The sequence below is a fragment of the Niastella populi genome (genome assembly GCF_002078015.1).
In the GTDB taxonomy this organism is placed as follows: Bacteria; Bacteroidota; Bacteroidia; order Chitinophagales; family Chitinophagaceae; genus Niastella; species Niastella populi.
Genome location: NZ_LWBP01000001.1, coordinates 10,548 through 26,672, shown reverse-complemented (window position 1 = coordinate 26,672; position 16,125 = coordinate 10,548). Strand labels below are relative to the sequence as shown.

Sequence of the window (16,125 nt, the reverse complement as noted above, 5' to 3'; positions counted from 1 at the left end):
TTATAGTTGATTGAGCGGCATTGAAATACTGATCCTGATATGATAACCACCGGTTGAAGCGGAAGTATAAACGCCATTCATGATCTGCAACCGGCTTTCTATATTTTGCAATCCCCTGCCCCGGTTCAACCCGGCGCCAACCGGCAGGCCTTTTCCATCGTCGCGGTAATCCAATACCAGTTTGTTCTCTTCCATGCCCAGGTATACGTGAATGTTGGCAGCGGCCGCATGTTTCAGCGTATTGGTGATCAGTTCTTCCAGTATACGGTAAACGGCAAGTGAGGAAGTAAGGTCGAGGCTGTCGGCCGCGGCGCCCGCTTCATTGGTAAAATAAACATTCAACCCGGCGTTGCTGTCGATGGTATAACAAAGTTCTTCCATTGCCTCCGTAAGCGTTTGTATGGCCAAAATGCCGGGCGACAGGTTATGCGAAATATCGCGCACCCTTCCTATACAATCGTCTACAAGCGATTTGCCGGTACCGGTGAATGCCTGTACAAAAGGGTGACCGGGGTGCTCTTTTTCAAACCGGTCAACCGTTACCCGCAACCCGTATAAAGCGGCGCCAACGCTGTCGTGCAGGTCGCGCCCTATGCGCGTACGCTCGGCCTCCTGCGATTCTATTACCGACCGCAGCAATTGTTTCTGGTGCTCAATTTCAATGGCCTGGCGTTTGTTCTTTTCCGCTACCAGCCTGTTCTGGTTGCGCAGCAACAGGAATATGAACGATGCAACGAGGATAAAAATACCCATCATCACCATTACCACCAGTAACGAAATATTATCGGTTATTCCCTGCATTTGGCAAACCCTACGGCAAATAATACATACATAATAAGTACCAGCGTGGCATGAATGGTCCAGATGAGCAGTTTGATATTCCTGCCGGCCTGGCTGCTTATCACATTCGAAAATGAAAATTGTACCAGGCTGCTTGAAAAGTACACCAGGATGCCGATCACTATCCAGGTTTCAGGCTGCGCCTGCCAGGGCCTGTGCTGGTTTTTGACCGACTGCAGATAAAAAAACGCCAGGCTGCCGGTTATGAGCAAAATAGCTTCCACCGGCCGCGTATAGGAATTGAACACCTGCAGCGACTGAACAAAGGTAAAATTGATGAACCCGTACACCGGGAACAACAGCATGCTTACCAACATCCCTTTTTTCATTCCCGGGCTGCCGGTTACCTGGTAAAAGAACAGGGCCAGGAACAGGAACTCGACAATGGTATACACATGCAACAACGGAAGATTATTGATCTGCCTGAAAGCCAGCCAGGCGGCACAGGCATTTACCATACCTGCAAACAGCAGGTAGAAAAAAATGGTGGTAAGGGGTTTATTGAGATCGCTGAATTTAACTATTGCAAAAACAACAGGAACAACAACAGATGCAGGCACAATAACCCCCATGTATAAATACGCCAGGGACTGCATGTAATAAACGGTTCAGGAAAATAAAAAGCTATCAGCTATTCAGGTCATTTTCCGATGCACAAACATCGGGACAGGGCATGGTAAAATCGTACACCGAGGAATTGCCGGCATTGTTGCCTGCTTCATCTGCCAGCGGCCCGTTATTATAAAAATCGGTATGCTTCGTGGCCGGCACCAGCAACAGCCGCAACGGCGCACATCCCTTCTCGTTTTTCTCTTTAATGCCAATGTAGGCCCTTACGCCCGTAGGATGCAGGTGTTGATAATTTTCGTACAACCGTTTGATGTCTTCCATGGGAATAAAAAATGATTGAACGTAATCGTACGGGCAGTCGTCGCCCATATCGGCAATGTGCTCTTTCCATCTTTTTATTTCTTTCTTAGCCTGTTCAAGCGGAATTCTTCCGCCATGACGGTGATGGTGGTGATGGGTCGATCCTTTTTCTTCACTACTCATAGGAAGGGGGTTTTATTAAATATTTGAAATTAGCTGATATCTGGCTGCGCAGTCGTAAATGTAGTACATCCTGTAATAAATGCCAGCTTTTAAAGCGGAAATTAAAAAGAAAACCGCGCTCATAAAGCATAACTTATATATGTAGTTGCAGCAAACAAAACCTTATACGGGCGCCAGGTACCTCGATCGCAGATAGATCACCGTTCTGTTGAGGTAAGGGAAAAGAGCGATCAACAGCAACATGCCGGCGAGCAGCCACGAAATAAGCTCATAGTAATCCATGGCAAACCGCAGCTGTGTCTGGCGGTTTATACCGGCCATCACCAGCTTGTATGCCGCCCGCGCAGCCGCGGCCGGCGGCATACCGCGCGCCATCAGTTGTTGGGTATGGGTTTGAAGGGCCTGTTTGAAGGGAAGGTCGATCGTTGTAAGATGATCGCGGAAAGTATTGTAGTGGCTGTTGCTGCCCAATTTTTCGAAGTAGTTGATGAGGCCGATGCTTACGCAAAAACCCAGGTACCGGGTGGCCAGGGAAACCGCGGCCGCGGATGGGCCCATGACAACAGGCACTGAGGAAATGGTGTATACGATCGTAGGCACCATGATGATGCCCACCCCTACTCCCTGAATAAAAAGCGGCATAAAATAGTTGTGCCCGTTGGCCGGTGCGGTGAACAAAAAGAACATCACCATATGAAAGACCAGCAGGATCATAAAACCCGGCAGCCAGATGTACCTGATTGGCTTTTTTTGCAACGTCATACAACACGCGATGATCACGCCGGAAACCAGCCCGGCGAGGTTGAACAGGTTCATATACGAAATATGTTTAGGGTCGAAACCCAGTACCCCGGCCAGGAAACCGTTGGTGATGCCCACGGCAAAACGGCCAATGTACATTACGAACAACACCAGCAGCCCCACTTTGAAGTTCCTGAAACTAAAGATCTGCAAATTGATGTAGGGCCGTTTCAGGTGCCGCTGCCGCAACACGCCAATGACCGCAAGCGCGGCAATGGCGATGATGCTGTACCGGATGCGCGCATCGTGCAGCCACTCATAAGGCTGCCCATACACCATGGTATAACCGGTAAGGCAAAGGATGAGGGTGTACAGCGAGCAACTTTGCCAGTCGGGCTTATGCAGCGGAAAATGCGCTTTCAACCGCACATTGTTCATAATAAGCAGGAACAGGATGAGGCAGGGAACAAAGGAGAACAAGGCGCATTTATAAACGACGTTAAAATTGAACGAATCGATGATACCGGCCGTTACAAAATTATTGAAAGGGATGGCGCAGATGAGCAGGCCGAAGAAAACGGAGAAACTCACTTCCCGGGCGCGTTCGCTGTGCAGGCGGGTGAACATGAGCGAGAGCGATAAACTGGCCGTGCTGCAGAACAACAGGCCCTGGATAAACCGTACCGGCAGCAGGATATACAGTTCATGGGTAAAATAACAAACCAGGCTGGCCGTCATTTGCAGCGAGGTGAATAAGATAAAATACTGTTTACTGGCGAGGTAAGCAATGAAACGGTGCTCGAGGCAATAGAAGCCGGTGTACCCCGCATAAAATATGACTACCGAAAATTGAACGTCTGCCCGCGTGCAGCCATAATACCCGGCCGCTGCATCGATGTTAGCGAGGGGCAAAAAGAAAAGCACGATGCTGGGCAACAACACCAGGAACAGGCTGCCCCTGATCAACCATTCGGGCGCCCATGAACGGAATACGGGAATGGGGTTACCCACGCTGTTGTTTTTTGGGTACCGATACGTTCACGTTCATGCCGGCTTTCAGCATACACAGTTCTTCCCTGCTGCCATGAATACGGATGCGCACGGGGATGCGCTGAACGATCTTTACAAAGTTGCCGGTAGCGTTATCGGGCGGCAATAACGAGAAGCGCGAACCGGTGGCGGGGGAAAATGAGATGATGGTGCCGGTGAATTTGCGGCCGGGGTACGCATCTACGGTGAGGTGTACCGAATCGCCGATGTGCAGGCCGGCCACCTGGGTTTCTTTGAAGTTCGCCACTACCCATTTATCGGTTTCATCGTTTACGATGTAGGCAAGCATGTCGCCGGCATTGATGATTTGATTGGTCGACACGATCCTTCGGCCCATGCTGCCGTTGTTGGGGGCGGTAATGATAGTATTGTTCAGCCCGAGTTGCTGTTGCTGCCACAGTGCCTGCAAACGCGATAGTTCGGCCTGCACCAGGGCTTTTTCCGCTGTTTGCCTGTTTGCCAGCTGTTTTAGTTGGGCGCTGCATTTTTGCATGGCGGCTTCGGTTTGCTGCAGTTGCAGCAGGTATTCGCGGTTATCGATGGTGAGCAAGGTGTCGCCCTTTTTTACGGGCTGGTATTCTTCAAACCGAACGGATGTTATAGCACCGGCGGCCCGCGAAATAATGGGGGTTACATATTCGTCTATCTGGGCGTCGTTGGTTTGTTCGAAGCGGTAAAAGCCCCAGAGGGTGACAATGCCCCAGGCGGCGAGGGCAACGATGATGAGCGCCGAGAGCCATCCTGTGATCTTTGTAATGAGCCTGTCGGTAAGGGTATACTTCTTTTTCATGTTCAGGAGCCGCAAAAATACCGGGCGGCGGTTGGTTTTATTTCCCTAATAAAGCCAACCTTTTCGTCAATCCTGCCAAAAACATAATTTTACCATCTATGGGACTGATCGCCTCTTTGCCGGAGATAGAAAAGCAGAAAGCAAGCGTTTTCGTGATGCACGAGAAGTCGGAGAAACTGATCCCGCTGCATAAACATAGCAAGGGCCAACTGAGTTATGTGGAAGGCGGTATTGCCTATATTACCTGTGGCAACCGCACGTATGTGGTGCCCGCGAGGCATTTTTTCTGGATCCCGCGTGGCATGGAGCATATTTTGCGCATCGGTTATTCGGCAACGGTGCTGCGTTCGTTGTACTTCTATGCGCATGACGATGCGTCGAACGCTTTTTACGGTAAACTGGGCATCTACCCGGCCAGCGACCTGTTGATAGCCATGATCAATTATACCGAACGCTGGGATGGGCGCCATGTAAGCCGGAAAGATGATAATTTCGAATTTTTGATAGCCCTGAAAAAAATACTGCCGCAGCTCGATACCCAGGCGCTGCCCATTATACTTCCCACCACCGGTAATGAACAAATGCAGCGGATCATACACTACCTCGAAAAGCACCTGGGTGAGCGGCTCACCATTGCCGGCGTAAGCAGCCGGTTCAATATCAGCGAGCGCACCCTGTCGCGCTTATTCCAGGGCACCCTGCAAATGACCTTCCTGCAGTATCTTAAAACCATCAGGATGGTGAAGGCCATAGAGCTGATATTGAAAACGCAACGATCAATGGGCGACATTGCCTTTGAAGTAGGATATGAAAGCCTCAGCTCCTTCAGCGATGCGTTCCGGGAATTCACGCATGTACGGCCGTCGGAGTTCAGAAGAAGTTAGCAACAGCCTAATTCAATGATTATTAAAGGCAAGTAGCAGAAATACGTACAAAAAGATGAAGTCGCGCCACCTTAAGAAAAATCAAAACAGGTGCAAAGTATGAATCGAAAGTGCAAAAATGAATAAACAGCCACTGTAACTTGCGTATGAGCTAACAGTTGAACTCACAATAGCTTTCACAGGATGAACCTCACTTATAAAATGCAACGTTTTGGGTATTACATTTCAAAACCTTGTAAACCGTTGCGTCATGCTATATAAAATACAACTTTGCCTGAAGGGCGCGTGGGCATTAATTATTAAACCTTAACTCATGATCGAGCACACATTGTCGAAAGCCGCCGTTCAGGCTGTGGAAGAACTGGCACAGTTCATAGATAGCAATCCGCTGAACAGGAAAAGTATCAGCACGCTTTTCCCCCAATATTATTCCAACCGGAATATTATTTATGCCGCCTTTGAAACGATCAAAGGCAGATCGGTAAAAGAATACCGCACACGCAAATTGATGGAAGCTGCTGCCAATATGTTAACCGGTCGGGAACAAACCATGCAGCAGATCGCCTACAAATGTGGTTACCGGGGCCCTAAAGCCGGCAGCAACTTTACCAGGGCGTTCAGGAAGGTTATGGGAAAATCGCCCAAACATTGGGCAAAAGACATGAAACGTCAGAGAACATAACACTAACACAACCGGATACGCTATTATCTCAATTACCCCCACAACCCGCCCTCAAGGCGCCACCAGAAAGCCCAATTCAAAGGGAAGAAACGGCCACACTTTCAATAAATAAGCAAAAAGCACTGAACTAACACCTTTTGAGTGCAAAATATGACTTAAATGGGCAAAACATGAACAAGTTCTTCATTGCTTTCCAGATTCACCAATGTAACTTGACATCAATTAAATAACTAAAATACTTTTTTATGGAGGCTATAAAATACCATAAAAAAGAAGTGCAATATATCATAAATAGAATTAGCACATTGGATCTTCAGGATTGCAGGGCGATTGCAAACTGGCTTGCTGAACATATGAACTTAATTGAAGGCGACAATGTTCTTTGCCAAAAAAGCATTCAACATTTGAATTTAACTCCACGCGCCGAAAAAGTGCTTAGGTATAATAATATACTTACTATCGGTTCATTAATTGAAAGAGCATCCAATTGGGATAATATTAAGATGCTGAGAGGTGCAGGAGCAAAAGTATTAAACGAATTAAGCAGTAAAATAACGCAGGTTCAAAAAGGGGAAATTCAGGTTTAAAAACCCTCTTAGCAAAAACCAATTCCACAGCAACCTCACAATTGAATACAAACAATAAACGTACATATCAGTTGCCCCTGATTACAACCAGTAGAAAAAAGTCCTTACACACTTCGCACCACGATAAACCTTACTTAATTAATCACATTTACTAATTAATTGTAAACTTGATTTGATAAGTAAAAACCTTGTCCCATGTTCAATAATGATCAAAAGTCTTGTTCAGTTTATGTATTGCTGGCAATTGAATCTCTCAAAAAAAATATCGACGACAATCCATTTCAATTCAGAACAGCAGCAGAATTGCTGAACAATGTAAGTACAGCCAACCGCAATTCGGTAGAAAAAGCGTTTAAAGATGTATTTGGAACCGGCATCAAAGAATACCAGGTGAGGAAAAGACTGGAAGCTTCCAAAAAATTCCTGCAAAACGGGATGACCAAAAAACTAATAGCTTCGAAGTGTTTCTATAGTAGTCAAACAGCTTATTGCCGGGCTTTTAAAAGGGAGTTTAACGTCAGTCCTACCGAATGGCAAAAAATGGAAATTCTAACGAAGCGACAAGATCCTTGCAAAAATGAATAATAGTGAAGCAAAAATGATAAATAGTGATGCAAAAATGTAAATCTGCGATAGTAACTTGCATACAGAATCAACGATGCTCCGGTAAGTGCCCCGGAAGAAAATAAAAAGAACGAATCGAGGCCCATTTGTAGCTGTTTCATTTCTTATAAAGGCAAAGTCAACACAAAACAATTCATGTTATAAAATATTCTACTCCCGCATCAGGCGTGGGGTACAAATCTTTACTGTTTTTCAGGAGTATAAAGTCTTTATCCTTACGGATAAGGTTTCCGCCGGTACGCCGTGGTTGTCTAGCTACAGCTTGAGCCGGCTGTTCAATAAGAATTTGAAGCGATCAAAACGTTCCCTCTGAAGCAACACCCCAACACCGGTAAATCATTTCCATATTGTTAATTATTAAACCTTGTTCATATGAACGATGTATTCAGCATGCCTATTGCTCAGGATCCTGCTCCTGATCCGGTATCAGCAATTGAAACAGGTGATACGTTAATGGCGGCCACCAATCAACATCCCCTGCCAATTAAGAAACTCTCCATCATCATTCCCGCATATAACGAGGAAAAAACTATTGCACTGATACTCGATAGAATAAACCAGGTAAAACTGATACGAAATATAGAAAAAGAAGTGATCATCGTCAATGATTGCTCAACAGATAATACAGAATTAGCTATACAAAGTTATATCTCCAACGCTACTGATCTCAGCATCAACTTTTTCAAATACATAAAGCACGATGTAAACCAGGGGAAGGGTGCGGCTATCCATACGGGTATCGCCCAGGCAACCGGCGACTACCTGTTGGTGCAGGATGCCGACCTTGAATACGACCCGGGCGAGTATAATACGCTCATAAAACCCATTATACTTGGCTCGGCAGATGTGGTATACGGCTCGCGATTTATGGGCGGCAATCCACACCGCATCCTGTTCTTCTGGCATTCTATCGGCAATAAGTTCCTTACTTTCCTAAGTAACATGTTTACCAACCTGAATTTAACCGACATGGAAACGGGTTATAAAATGTTCCGTACAGAATTAATTCAGGGAATTTCTTTAAAAGAAAAGCGTTTTGGGTTTGAACCGGAAGTAACGGCAAAAATGGCGGCAGTGCCTGGTGTGCGCATCTATGAAGTAGGCATCAGTTATTACGGTCGAACATTTGCCGAGGGAAAGAAGATCAGCTGGCGCGATGGCTTCAGGGCCATCTATTGCATCCTGAAGTACGGGTCTTTCAATATCAGCATCTCGGCTAATAAAAGGGTAAAAGCTACTGTTTAAGAACGTAACAAGTATTCAGATCCACCTTACGTAACACTTACAATACAGTAAGCAATATGAACGTATTTCAACAGGCTCCGGCCGGCGAACAAACCTTTTCCCAATTCCTGTTTCATCACCGGTGGAACAGGACCATCCTATACCTGGCCGCGGCAGCAACCATTATACAGTTCGCCATATTCAAATACCTGTATCCCTTCGCCAATTATATCTATGACGACTCATTCCGGTACCTGATAGCTGCAGATGAGAACCTGACTATCTATATGTACCCGATAGGTTATTCCAGATTTTTACGGCTGGTGAGTGTTTTTGCCAGGCCGGATCTCGTATTGGTAAGCCTTCAATACCTGGTGATCCAGTGCAGTGCGCTGTTCTTACTGTTTACCATCTTTTATTTCTATAACGTTGGCCGGGTAACGCAGGTAATATTGTTTTGTTTTATGATCATCAATCCCCTGCTTTTACATCTTGGCAATATGGTAAGCAGCGATGGGTTGTTCGTGGCATTAAGCATGACCTGGTTTACATTGTTATTATGGATTATCTACAAACCCTCGAATAGAATTATTTTCTGGCATGCCATGGTGTTATTCGCCGCTTTCACCGTGCGCTACAACGCATTGATCTATCCATTCATTGCCATACTGGCATTTGGCTTATCAACGCTTTCGCTTCGAAAAAAACTGGCGGGGCTGGGATGGGGGTTGTTGGTCATGGGCTGGTTTGTACTGCTTTCTATGTACCAATATAAAAAGCTCACCGGTTATTGGCAGTTTTCGCCTTTTAGCGGCTGGCAACTGGCAAACAATGCCATGTATGCCTACCAGGAAGTAACCGGCGCCAACCGGCAACCGGTGCCACCCAAATTCCAGGCACTGGACAATATGGTGCGTGATTTCTATGACACACACCCCGATAAACCGGCAGGCGTAGCCAGTACTGCCTATATGTGGACGGAGTGGTACCCGTTAATGAAATACAGCAACAGCGTTTTTAAAGCAAAAGACAGTTCCACACCCCCATTTAAAGAATGGGCCGCTATGGCGCCTTTGTACGGTTCGTACGGATGGTTCATTATTAAAAAATACCCCATGCATTTTCTCCGCTATTTTGCCTGGCCCAATGCGCAGAAATATTTCGTGCCGCCCCTCGAGTTCCTGGAATACTATAACTGGGGCCATGCATATGTTCCGGAATGGCCCAAAAAATGGTTTGGTTATAAAGACTACCGGGTACACACAAGAATGAAAAACGGCAGAATTTGGGTCCTTATACCTTTCCCCTACCTGGCAGGTATTGCCAATTTGATCCTGTTGCTGATGCTCCTGGCTTACCTGCTTTTGAAAGGATGGCAACACAACAGGGCATTTAACAAGATCATTCTCCTGGCCGGGTCTGTATGGATAGCCAATGCAGCGTTTACCATAATTGCATCTTCCGCTGCAATAAGATTCCAGACGTTCCCGGCATTACTCAGTGTTAGTTTTTCCCTGCTGCTGATCGACTGGATGGTTCAGTTGGTGCAGCGCATGAAATTGCAAAGTCAACAGCAAAGCTTAGCGATATGAACAGTTTTCAACACGCACCGGCCAGCGAACAAACATTTGCGCAGTTCCTCCTTCATAACCGGCGGAACAGGATCATCCTGTACATGGCTGCGGCTGCCATCATAATACAGTTTGCTGTGTTCAAATACTTATATCCTTTTGCCAATTATATACATGGCGATTCTTTTGCCTACCTGGATGCCGCCAGTCAGAACCTGACTATCAATACGTACCCGATTGGTTATTCAAAGTTTTTACGCCTGGTAAGCGTTTTTGCAAAGCCTGATCTTGTATTGGTGAGCCTTCAATACCTGATGATCCAGTGCAGTACGCTTTTTTTATTGTTTACCCTTTTTTATTTCTACAGGGCTGGCAGGGTGACGCAGGCGGTACTGCTATGTTTCATGGTTTTTAATCCACTGGCTTTACACCTGGGCAATATGGTAAGCAGCGATGGGGTTTTTCTGGCATTAAGCATGACCTGGTTTGCCCTGCTTTTATGGATCATCTTTAAACCATCCAATAGAATAATCTGCTGGCATGCCATTGTATTGTTCGCAGCCTTCACCGTGCGATACAATGCAATGATCTATCCATTTATTGCGCTGGTGGCTTTTGCGTTGTCAAAATTATCACTTCGAAAAAAAGCACTGGGATTCGGATTTGGCCTGCTGCTGTGCGGCTGTTTTGTTGGCCTTTCTATGTTGCAGTATAAAAAGCTCACCGGTTACTGGCAGTATACGCCATTCAGCGGCTGGCAACTGGCAAACAATGCCATGTACGTTTACCACGAAGTAGACAGCGCCAACCGCGAACCGGTACCGGCAAAATTCCGGGTGCTTGACAGCATGATCCGCAATTTTTATGACAACACCCCTGTTTTGCCTGGGGGCGAAGCCAGTACCGCCTATATGTGGACGCCCTGGTTTCCGCTGGGACAATACCGCGACGGCCTGTTTGCAAAAGACACGTCCGCAACAAAATTTAAAAAATGGGCCGGTATGGGGCCATTTTATAGTTCGTATGGAATGTACTTTATCAAAAAATATCCCATGCATTTCCTGCGCTACTTTGCGTGGCCTAATTCGAAGAAGTATTTAGCGCCGCCCCTTGAGTTTCTTGAATACTATAACATGAACCACCCAACCGTTCGGCCAACGGCGGTGAAATGGTTTGGTTATACAAATAACCAGGTAAACACAAGAATGAAAAGCGGTAAAATATGGGTGCTGCTACCCTACCCCTATCTTATCAGCATCACCAATCTGATCATGGTTCTGATGCTCCTGGCGTTCCTGCTTTTAAAAGGCTGGCAATACAGCACCACCTTTAATAAAAGCATTCTTTTGGCCGGGTTCGTGTGGATAGCGAATGCCGGGTTTACCATCTTTTCGGCTTCTGCCGCCTTACGATTCCAGGCGTTCCCCGCATTGTTAAGCGCCACCTTTTCCCTGCTGCTGATCGACTGGATGGCCCGGTTAGTGCAGCACCTGAAACTCCAAAATCAACAGCAAAGCTTAGCCATATGAACAATTTACAAAACGCACCGGCCGGCGAACAAACTTTTGCTCAGTTCCTTTTTCATAACAGGCAAAACAGGATGACCCTGTACCTGGCGGCGGCCGCCATTATTATCCAGTTCGCGGTGTTTAAATACCTCTATCCTTTTGCTAACTATATACACGGCGACTCTTTTGTATACCTGAATGCGGCGATAAAGAATTTTACCATCAACTCCTACCCTATAGGTTATTCAAAGTTTTTACGGCTGGTGAGCGTTTTTGCAAAACCCGACCTTGTATTGACAGGTATTCAATATCTGATGATCCAGTGCAGTGTGCTTTTCTTACTGTTTACCATTTTTTATTTCTATAGGGCCGGCAAAGTAGCGCAAAGAATACTGTGGTGTTTTATGGTTTTTAATCCCTTGTTCTTACACCTCGGCAATATGGTAAGCAGCGATGGGCTTTTCCTGGCGTTAAGCATGAGCTGGTTTGCACTGCTTTTATGGATCATGTATAAACCTTCCAATAAAATCATTTTCTGGCATGGCATTGTGTTATTCGCGGCTTTCACCGTGCGGTACAATGCGCTCATCTATCCATTCATTGCAGGAGTGGCCTTTGGCTTATCAAAACTGCCGGTTCGAAAAAAAGCGGCAGGGCTGGCATTTGCACTCCTGCTGTTAGGCTGGTTCGTGGGCCTTTCTATGTTCCAGTATAAAAAACTAACCGGTCATTACCAGTTTTCGCCTTTTAGCGGCTGGCAACTGGCCAACAATGCCATGTATGCTTACCGGAAAGTAGACAGCGCCGCGCGGCTACCGGTGCCGCCGCAATTCCGGGAACTGGATGATATGGTCCGTAAGCTATACGACCGGTACCCCGACCTTGAAATTGGTGAAGCAAGTACGTTCTATATGTGGGCGCCCTGGCTGCCGTTAATGCGGTACCGCGACAGTATGTTTAAAAACGACCCTTCGGCAACCCAGTTAAAAAAATGGGCGGGAATGGGACCTTTTTATAGTTCGTATGGCTGGCACATTATAAAAACCTATCCGGGGCATTTTCTCCAGCATTTTGTTTTGCCTAATTCCCTGAAATATTTTCTTCCGCCGGTTGAATACCTGGGCTATTATAACTGGAGCCATCCTACCGTTCCGGAAACGGCCGCAAAATGGTTTGGCTATGAGAACAACCAGGTACGCACAAGAATGAAAAGCAATAAAGTATATATCCTGCTACCGTTCCAGTATTTTGTTGCCATTACCAACCTGGTAATGGTGTTAATGCTCATCGCTTACCTGCTTTTAAAAGGATGGCAGTACAGACCTTTATTGTACAAAAGCGTTTGCCTCGCCGGCTTTGTGTGGCTGGCCAATGCGGGGTTTACCATTTTTGCGTCTTCCCCCGCATTGAGGTTCCAGGCGTTCCCCGCATTGATCAGCGTTACTTTTTCTGTGCTGCTGATCGACTGGCTGGTTGGTTTAACGCAGCACCTGAAACTTCAAAATCAACAGCAAAGTTTAGCCATATGAATACTATACAACACACACCGGCCGGCGAACATACCTTTGTCCAATTCCTCTTTCATAACCGAAGGAACAGGACCATCCTGTATTGGGCGGCGGCTGCGATTGTTGTACAATTCATTGTTTTTAAATACTTATATCCGTTTGCCAACTATATCCGCGACGACTCCTTTGCTTACCTCGATGCGGCATTGGATAACATGACGATCGCTACTTACCCTATCGGCTATTCAAAGTTTTTACGACTGGTAAGTGTTTTTGCAAAACCTGATCTGGCACTGGTGAGCCTTCAATATATAATGATCCAATGCAGCACGCTTTTCTTTTTGTTTACCCTTTTTTATTTCTACCGGGTTGGCCGGCTTACGCAAAACATCTTACTCTGTTTTATGGTTGTTAACCCCCTGTTCTTACACATGGGTAACATGGTTAGCAGCGACGGGCTGTTCCTGGCATTAAGCACCACCTGGTTTGCGCTGTTGTTATGGATCATGTACAAGCCATCCAGTAAAATCAATTTCTGGCATGCCCTGGTATTACTGGCGGCTTTTACGGTGCGCTATAATGCATTGATCTATCCGTTTATTTCCCTGCTGGCATTCGGGTTATCAAAATTGCCACTTCGCAAAAAAGTGTTGGGACTGGGGCTTGCATTCTTACTTATCGGCTGGTTTGTAGGTCTTTCAATGTTCCAGTATAAAAAACTAACCGGTCATTACCAGTTTTCGCCATTTAGCGGCTGGCAACTCGCCAACAATGCCATGTATGCGTACCGAAAAGTAGACAGTGCAGCCCGAAAACCCGTTCCACTCAAGTTTCAGGCGTTAGACAAGATGAACCGTAGAATGTATGACAGGTACCCTTATCTGCCCGTTGGTGAGGCCGGCACGTACTATATGTGGGCGCCTTCGCTTCCATTAATGGTGTATAAAGAAGATCTGTTTGCAAAAGATACCACCACAAGCGAATTTAAAAAATGGGCAAGCATGGGGCCTTTGTACAGTTCGTATGGTTTGGTGCTTATTAAAAACTATCCCATACATTATCTACGGTACTTTGCGGCGCCCAATTCGCTGAACTATTTTTTCCCGCCGGTTGAGTTTTTGGAAAAATACAATGGTTACAAAACAACGGTGCTGGAATCGGCGGTGACATGGTTTGGGTATACAAACGACCAGGTAAGAACAAGAATGAAAAGCGGTACGGTTTACATTCTTCAGTATTATCCATTTTTAGTGAGCATTACCAATTTCATGCTGTTCTTACTATTCCTCACTTACCTGCTAATGAAAGGCTGGCAAAACAACAGCATCTTTAACAAGATCATTCTACTGGCGGGTTTTGTGTGGCTGGCGAATGCCGCATTTACCATTCTTTCGGCGCCCGTCGCATTACGGTTCCAGGCCTTTCCCATACTCATCAGTGTTACTTTTTCCCTGCTGCTGATCGACTGGATAGGTCGGTTAATGCAGCAGATGAAACTGCAAAATCAAAAGCAAAGCTTAGCCATATGAACATTTTACCAAACGCACCGGCCAGCAAACAAACCTTCCGCCAGTTCCTCTTTCATAACCGGGGGAACAGGATCATCCTGTACGTGGCAGCGGCAGTGATTGTAATACAGTTCGTGGTGTTTAAATACCTGTACCCTTTTGCCAATTATATCCATGACGACTCTTTCAGATACATCGAGGCTGCCTATGACAACCTCACGATCAATTCTTACCCTATAGGCTATTCCAAATTTTTACGGCTGGTAAGTGTTGTTGCCAAACCCGATCTGGCATTGGTAATTTGTCAATACCTGTTGATCCAGTGCAGTTCACTGTTCTTTTTGTTTACCGTCTTTTATTTCTATAAAGCCGGCAGGGTAATACAAACCGTATTGTTCTGCTTTATGGTGTTGAATCCCCTGTTTTTACAGCTGGGCAATATGGTAAGCAGCGATGCGCTCTTCCTGTCATTAAGCATGACCTGGTTCGCGCTGTTGATCTGGCTCATTTATAAGCCTTCCAAAAAGATCATTGGCTGGCATGCCCTTGTGTTATTCCTGGCTTTTACGGTGCGGTACAATGCGCTTATTTACCCGTTTATTGCAGCATTGGCATTTGGGTTTTCTCCTTTGCCTGTTCGAAAAAAAGCAGCAGGGCTTGGGCTGGCGTTACTGCTTATTGGCTGGTTTGCGGGCCTTACCATGTACCAGTATAAAAAACTCACCGGCTACTGGCAGTTTTCGCCTTTTAGCGGGTGGCAATGGAGCAACAATGCCATGAACGTATACCGGGAACTACACTACACAGAGCGGGAACCCGTACCGCCGCAATTCCATGCGCTTGACAACAGGATCCGTACTTTTTTTGACACCCACCCCAATTTGAATGTAGTGAAGGCTACGCCGGCCTATATGTGGACGCCGCGTTATCCGCTAGTACAATACCGCGATAGCCTGTTTCAAAATGACGGGTCGGCCACCGAATTTAAAATGTGGGCCGGCATGGGACCTTTTTACAGCGCATATGGCAAGTATATTATTAAAAAATATCCCCTGCATTTCTTACGCCACTTTGTGTTGCCTAATGCCTGGAAGTATTTTGTTCCGCCGGTTGAGTATTTAGAAAATTATAACTGGGGTTACCCCATTGTTCAGGAGTCAGCGGTAAAATGGTTTGGGTATAGCAGCAACCAGGTAAGAGCAGGAACGAAAAACGGCGGCCTGTGGTCAGTTCAGTACTTCCCCTGGCTGGTAAGTTTTGTGAATATGATCCTGTTCTTAATGCTGTTGTGTTACCTGTTGTTAAAAGGCTGGCAATACAACCCCGCCTTTAACAGGATCATTCTGCTGGTTGGCGTTTTCTGGATAACCTATGCCGCCTTTAACATTTTTGCGGCGCCCACCGTATTAAGATACCAGGCCTTTACCTCATCACTAAGTGTGATCTTTTCATTATTGCTGATCGACTGGCTGGGCCGGTTAATACAGCACCTGAAAACCGAAAGTCAACAGCAGCAACCCAACAGCGAATATGCACAAAAAGCGATCGGATGACA

The 16,125-nt window shown here is 46.2% G+C and carries 15 protein-coding genes; 10 read left to right on the top strand and 5 right to left on the bottom strand.

Annotated elements, in window-relative coordinates:
• The 5 genes from A4R26_RS00115 to A4R26_RS00095 form a co-directional block, all read right to left on the bottom strand.
• Entirely contained in the window at window positions 1-801 is an 801-nt protein-coding gene (locus A4R26_RS00115) for a sensor histidine kinase (RefSeq protein ID WP_081158397.1), read from the bottom strand.
• Window positions 789-1,436 carry a hypothetical protein gene (locus A4R26_RS00110; RefSeq protein WP_081158395.1) on the bottom strand — a complete coding sequence of 216 codons (648 nt, stop codon included), beginning with the start codon at window positions 1,434-1,436 and terminating at the stop codon, window positions 789-791. The genes A4R26_RS00115 and A4R26_RS00110 overlap by 13 nt, the downstream gene beginning before the upstream one ends.
• Window positions 1,437-1,467: 31 nt before the next feature.
• A complete protein-coding gene (locus A4R26_RS00105; RefSeq protein WP_081158393.1) occupies window positions 1,468-1,893 on the bottom strand; it encodes a hypothetical protein in 426 nt (141 codons plus the stop codon).
• A gap of 162 nt (window positions 1,894-2,055) precedes the next feature.
• Window positions 2,056-3,645, bottom strand: a complete 1,590-nt coding sequence (locus A4R26_RS00100) for an MFS transporter (RefSeq protein ID WP_081158391.1) — start codon at window positions 3,643-3,645, stop codon at window positions 2,056-2,058.
• Entirely contained in the window at window positions 3,638-4,474 is an 837-nt protein-coding gene (locus A4R26_RS00095) for an HlyD family secretion protein (protein WP_081159393.1), read from the bottom strand. Before A4R26_RS00095 ends, A4R26_RS00100 begins: the two co-directional genes overlap by 8 nt.
• Window positions 4,475-4,572: 98 nt before the next feature.
• Between A4R26_RS00095 and A4R26_RS00090 the strand changes: the two genes are divergently transcribed.
• The 10 genes from A4R26_RS00090 to A4R26_RS00045 all read left to right on the top strand — a co-directional run bounded on the left by A4R26_RS00090 (window position 4,573) and on the right by A4R26_RS00045 (window position 16,123).
• Window positions 4,573-5,358 carry a helix-turn-helix domain-containing protein gene (locus tag A4R26_RS00090; protein ID WP_081158389.1) on the top strand — a complete coding sequence of 262 codons (786 nt, stop codon included), beginning with the start codon at window positions 4,573-4,575 and terminating at the stop codon, window positions 5,356-5,358.
• Between the two features lie 313 nt (window positions 5,359-5,671).
• Window positions 5,672-6,040 (top strand): helix-turn-helix domain-containing protein, encoded by a 369-nt coding sequence (locus A4R26_RS00085; protein ID WP_081158388.1) that lies wholly within the window; start codon window positions 5,672-5,674, stop codon window positions 6,038-6,040.
• A 245-nt stretch (window positions 6,041-6,285) separates the two neighbouring features.
• Window positions 6,286-6,627 (top strand): DNA-directed RNA polymerase subunit alpha C-terminal domain-containing protein, encoded by a 342-nt coding sequence (locus tag A4R26_RS00080; protein WP_081158386.1) that lies wholly within the window; start codon window positions 6,286-6,288, stop codon window positions 6,625-6,627.
• A 195-nt stretch (window positions 6,628-6,822) separates the two neighbouring features.
• The gene (locus A4R26_RS00075; protein ID WP_081158384.1) at window positions 6,823-7,212 is read left to right on the top strand and encodes a helix-turn-helix domain-containing protein; all 390 of its coding nucleotides are present in this window, start codon (window positions 6,823-6,825) and stop codon (window positions 7,210-7,212) included.
• Between the two features lie 411 nt (window positions 7,213-7,623).
• Complete coding sequence (locus A4R26_RS00070; RefSeq protein ID WP_242674789.1) at window positions 7,624-8,496, top strand: glycosyltransferase family 2 protein; 873 nt, start codon at window positions 7,624-7,626, stop codon at window positions 8,494-8,496.
• Window positions 8,497-8,552: 56 nt separating this feature from the next.
• On the top strand, window positions 8,553-10,067 hold the full coding sequence (locus A4R26_RS00065) for a hypothetical protein (protein WP_081158382.1): 1,515 nt from the start codon (window positions 8,553-8,555) through the stop codon (window positions 10,065-10,067).
• The gene (locus tag A4R26_RS00060) at window positions 10,064-11,575 is read left to right on the top strand and encodes a hypothetical protein (protein ID WP_081158380.1); all 1,512 of its coding nucleotides are present in this window, start codon (window positions 10,064-10,066) and stop codon (window positions 11,573-11,575) included. Before A4R26_RS00065 ends, A4R26_RS00060 begins: the two co-directional genes overlap by 4 nt.
• The gene (locus A4R26_RS00055; protein ID WP_081158377.1) at window positions 11,572-13,083 is read left to right on the top strand and encodes a hypothetical protein; all 1,512 of its coding nucleotides are present in this window, start codon (window positions 11,572-11,574) and stop codon (window positions 13,081-13,083) included. The genes A4R26_RS00060 and A4R26_RS00055 overlap by 4 nt, the downstream gene beginning before the upstream one ends.
• A complete protein-coding gene (locus A4R26_RS00050; protein WP_081158375.1) occupies window positions 13,080-14,591 on the top strand; it encodes a hypothetical protein in 1,512 nt (503 codons plus the stop codon). Before A4R26_RS00055 ends, A4R26_RS00050 begins: the two co-directional genes overlap by 4 nt.
• Window positions 14,588-16,123: a hypothetical protein gene (locus A4R26_RS00045; protein WP_081158373.1), complete on the top strand. Its 1,536-nt coding sequence runs from the start codon at window positions 14,588-14,590 to the stop codon at window positions 16,121-16,123. Before A4R26_RS00050 ends, A4R26_RS00045 begins: the two co-directional genes overlap by 4 nt.
• Window positions 16,124-16,125 lie beyond the last annotated feature (2 nt).

What these genes read in the sequence shown, in the direction of transcription:
- A4R26_RS00115 (WP_081158397.1), bottom strand. Translation starts at nt 801, where the DNA reads ATGCAGGGAATAACCGATAATATTTCGTTACTGGTGGTAATGGTGATG.
- A4R26_RS00110 (WP_081158395.1), bottom strand. Translation starts at nt 1,436, where the DNA reads ATGCAGTCCCTGGCGTATTTATACATGGGGGTTATTGTGCCTGCATCT.
- A4R26_RS00105 (WP_081158393.1), bottom strand. Translation starts at nt 1,893, where the DNA reads ATGAGTAGTGAAGAAAAAGGATCGACCCATCACCACCATCACCGTCAT.
- A4R26_RS00095 (WP_081159393.1), bottom strand. Translation starts at nt 4,474, where the DNA reads ATGAAAAAGAAGTATACCCTTACCGACAGGCTCATTACAAAGATCACA.
- A4R26_RS00090 (WP_081158389.1), top strand. Translation starts at nt 4,573, where the DNA reads ATGGGACTGATCGCCTCTTTGCCGGAGATAGAAAAGCAGAAAGCAAGC.
- A4R26_RS00085 (WP_081158388.1), top strand. Translation starts at nt 5,672, where the DNA reads ATGATCGAGCACACATTGTCGAAAGCCGCCGTTCAGGCTGTGGAAGAA.
- A4R26_RS00080 (WP_081158386.1), top strand. Translation starts at nt 6,286, where the DNA reads ATGGAGGCTATAAAATACCATAAAAAAGAAGTGCAATATATCATAAAT.
- A4R26_RS00075 (WP_081158384.1), top strand. Translation starts at nt 6,823, where the DNA reads ATGTTCAATAATGATCAAAAGTCTTGTTCAGTTTATGTATTGCTGGCA.
- A4R26_RS00070 (WP_242674789.1), top strand. Translation starts at nt 7,624, where the DNA reads ATGAACGATGTATTCAGCATGCCTATTGCTCAGGATCCTGCTCCTGAT.
- A4R26_RS00065 (WP_081158382.1), top strand. Translation starts at nt 8,553, where the DNA reads ATGAACGTATTTCAACAGGCTCCGGCCGGCGAACAAACCTTTTCCCAA.
- A4R26_RS00060 (WP_081158380.1), top strand. Translation starts at nt 10,064, where the DNA reads ATGAACAGTTTTCAACACGCACCGGCCAGCGAACAAACATTTGCGCAG.
- A4R26_RS00055 (WP_081158377.1), top strand. Translation starts at nt 11,572, where the DNA reads ATGAACAATTTACAAAACGCACCGGCCGGCGAACAAACTTTTGCTCAG.
- A4R26_RS00050 (WP_081158375.1), top strand. Translation starts at nt 13,080, where the DNA reads ATGAATACTATACAACACACACCGGCCGGCGAACATACCTTTGTCCAA.
- A4R26_RS00045 (WP_081158373.1), top strand. Translation starts at nt 14,588, where the DNA reads ATGAACATTTTACCAAACGCACCGGCCAGCAAACAAACCTTCCGCCAG.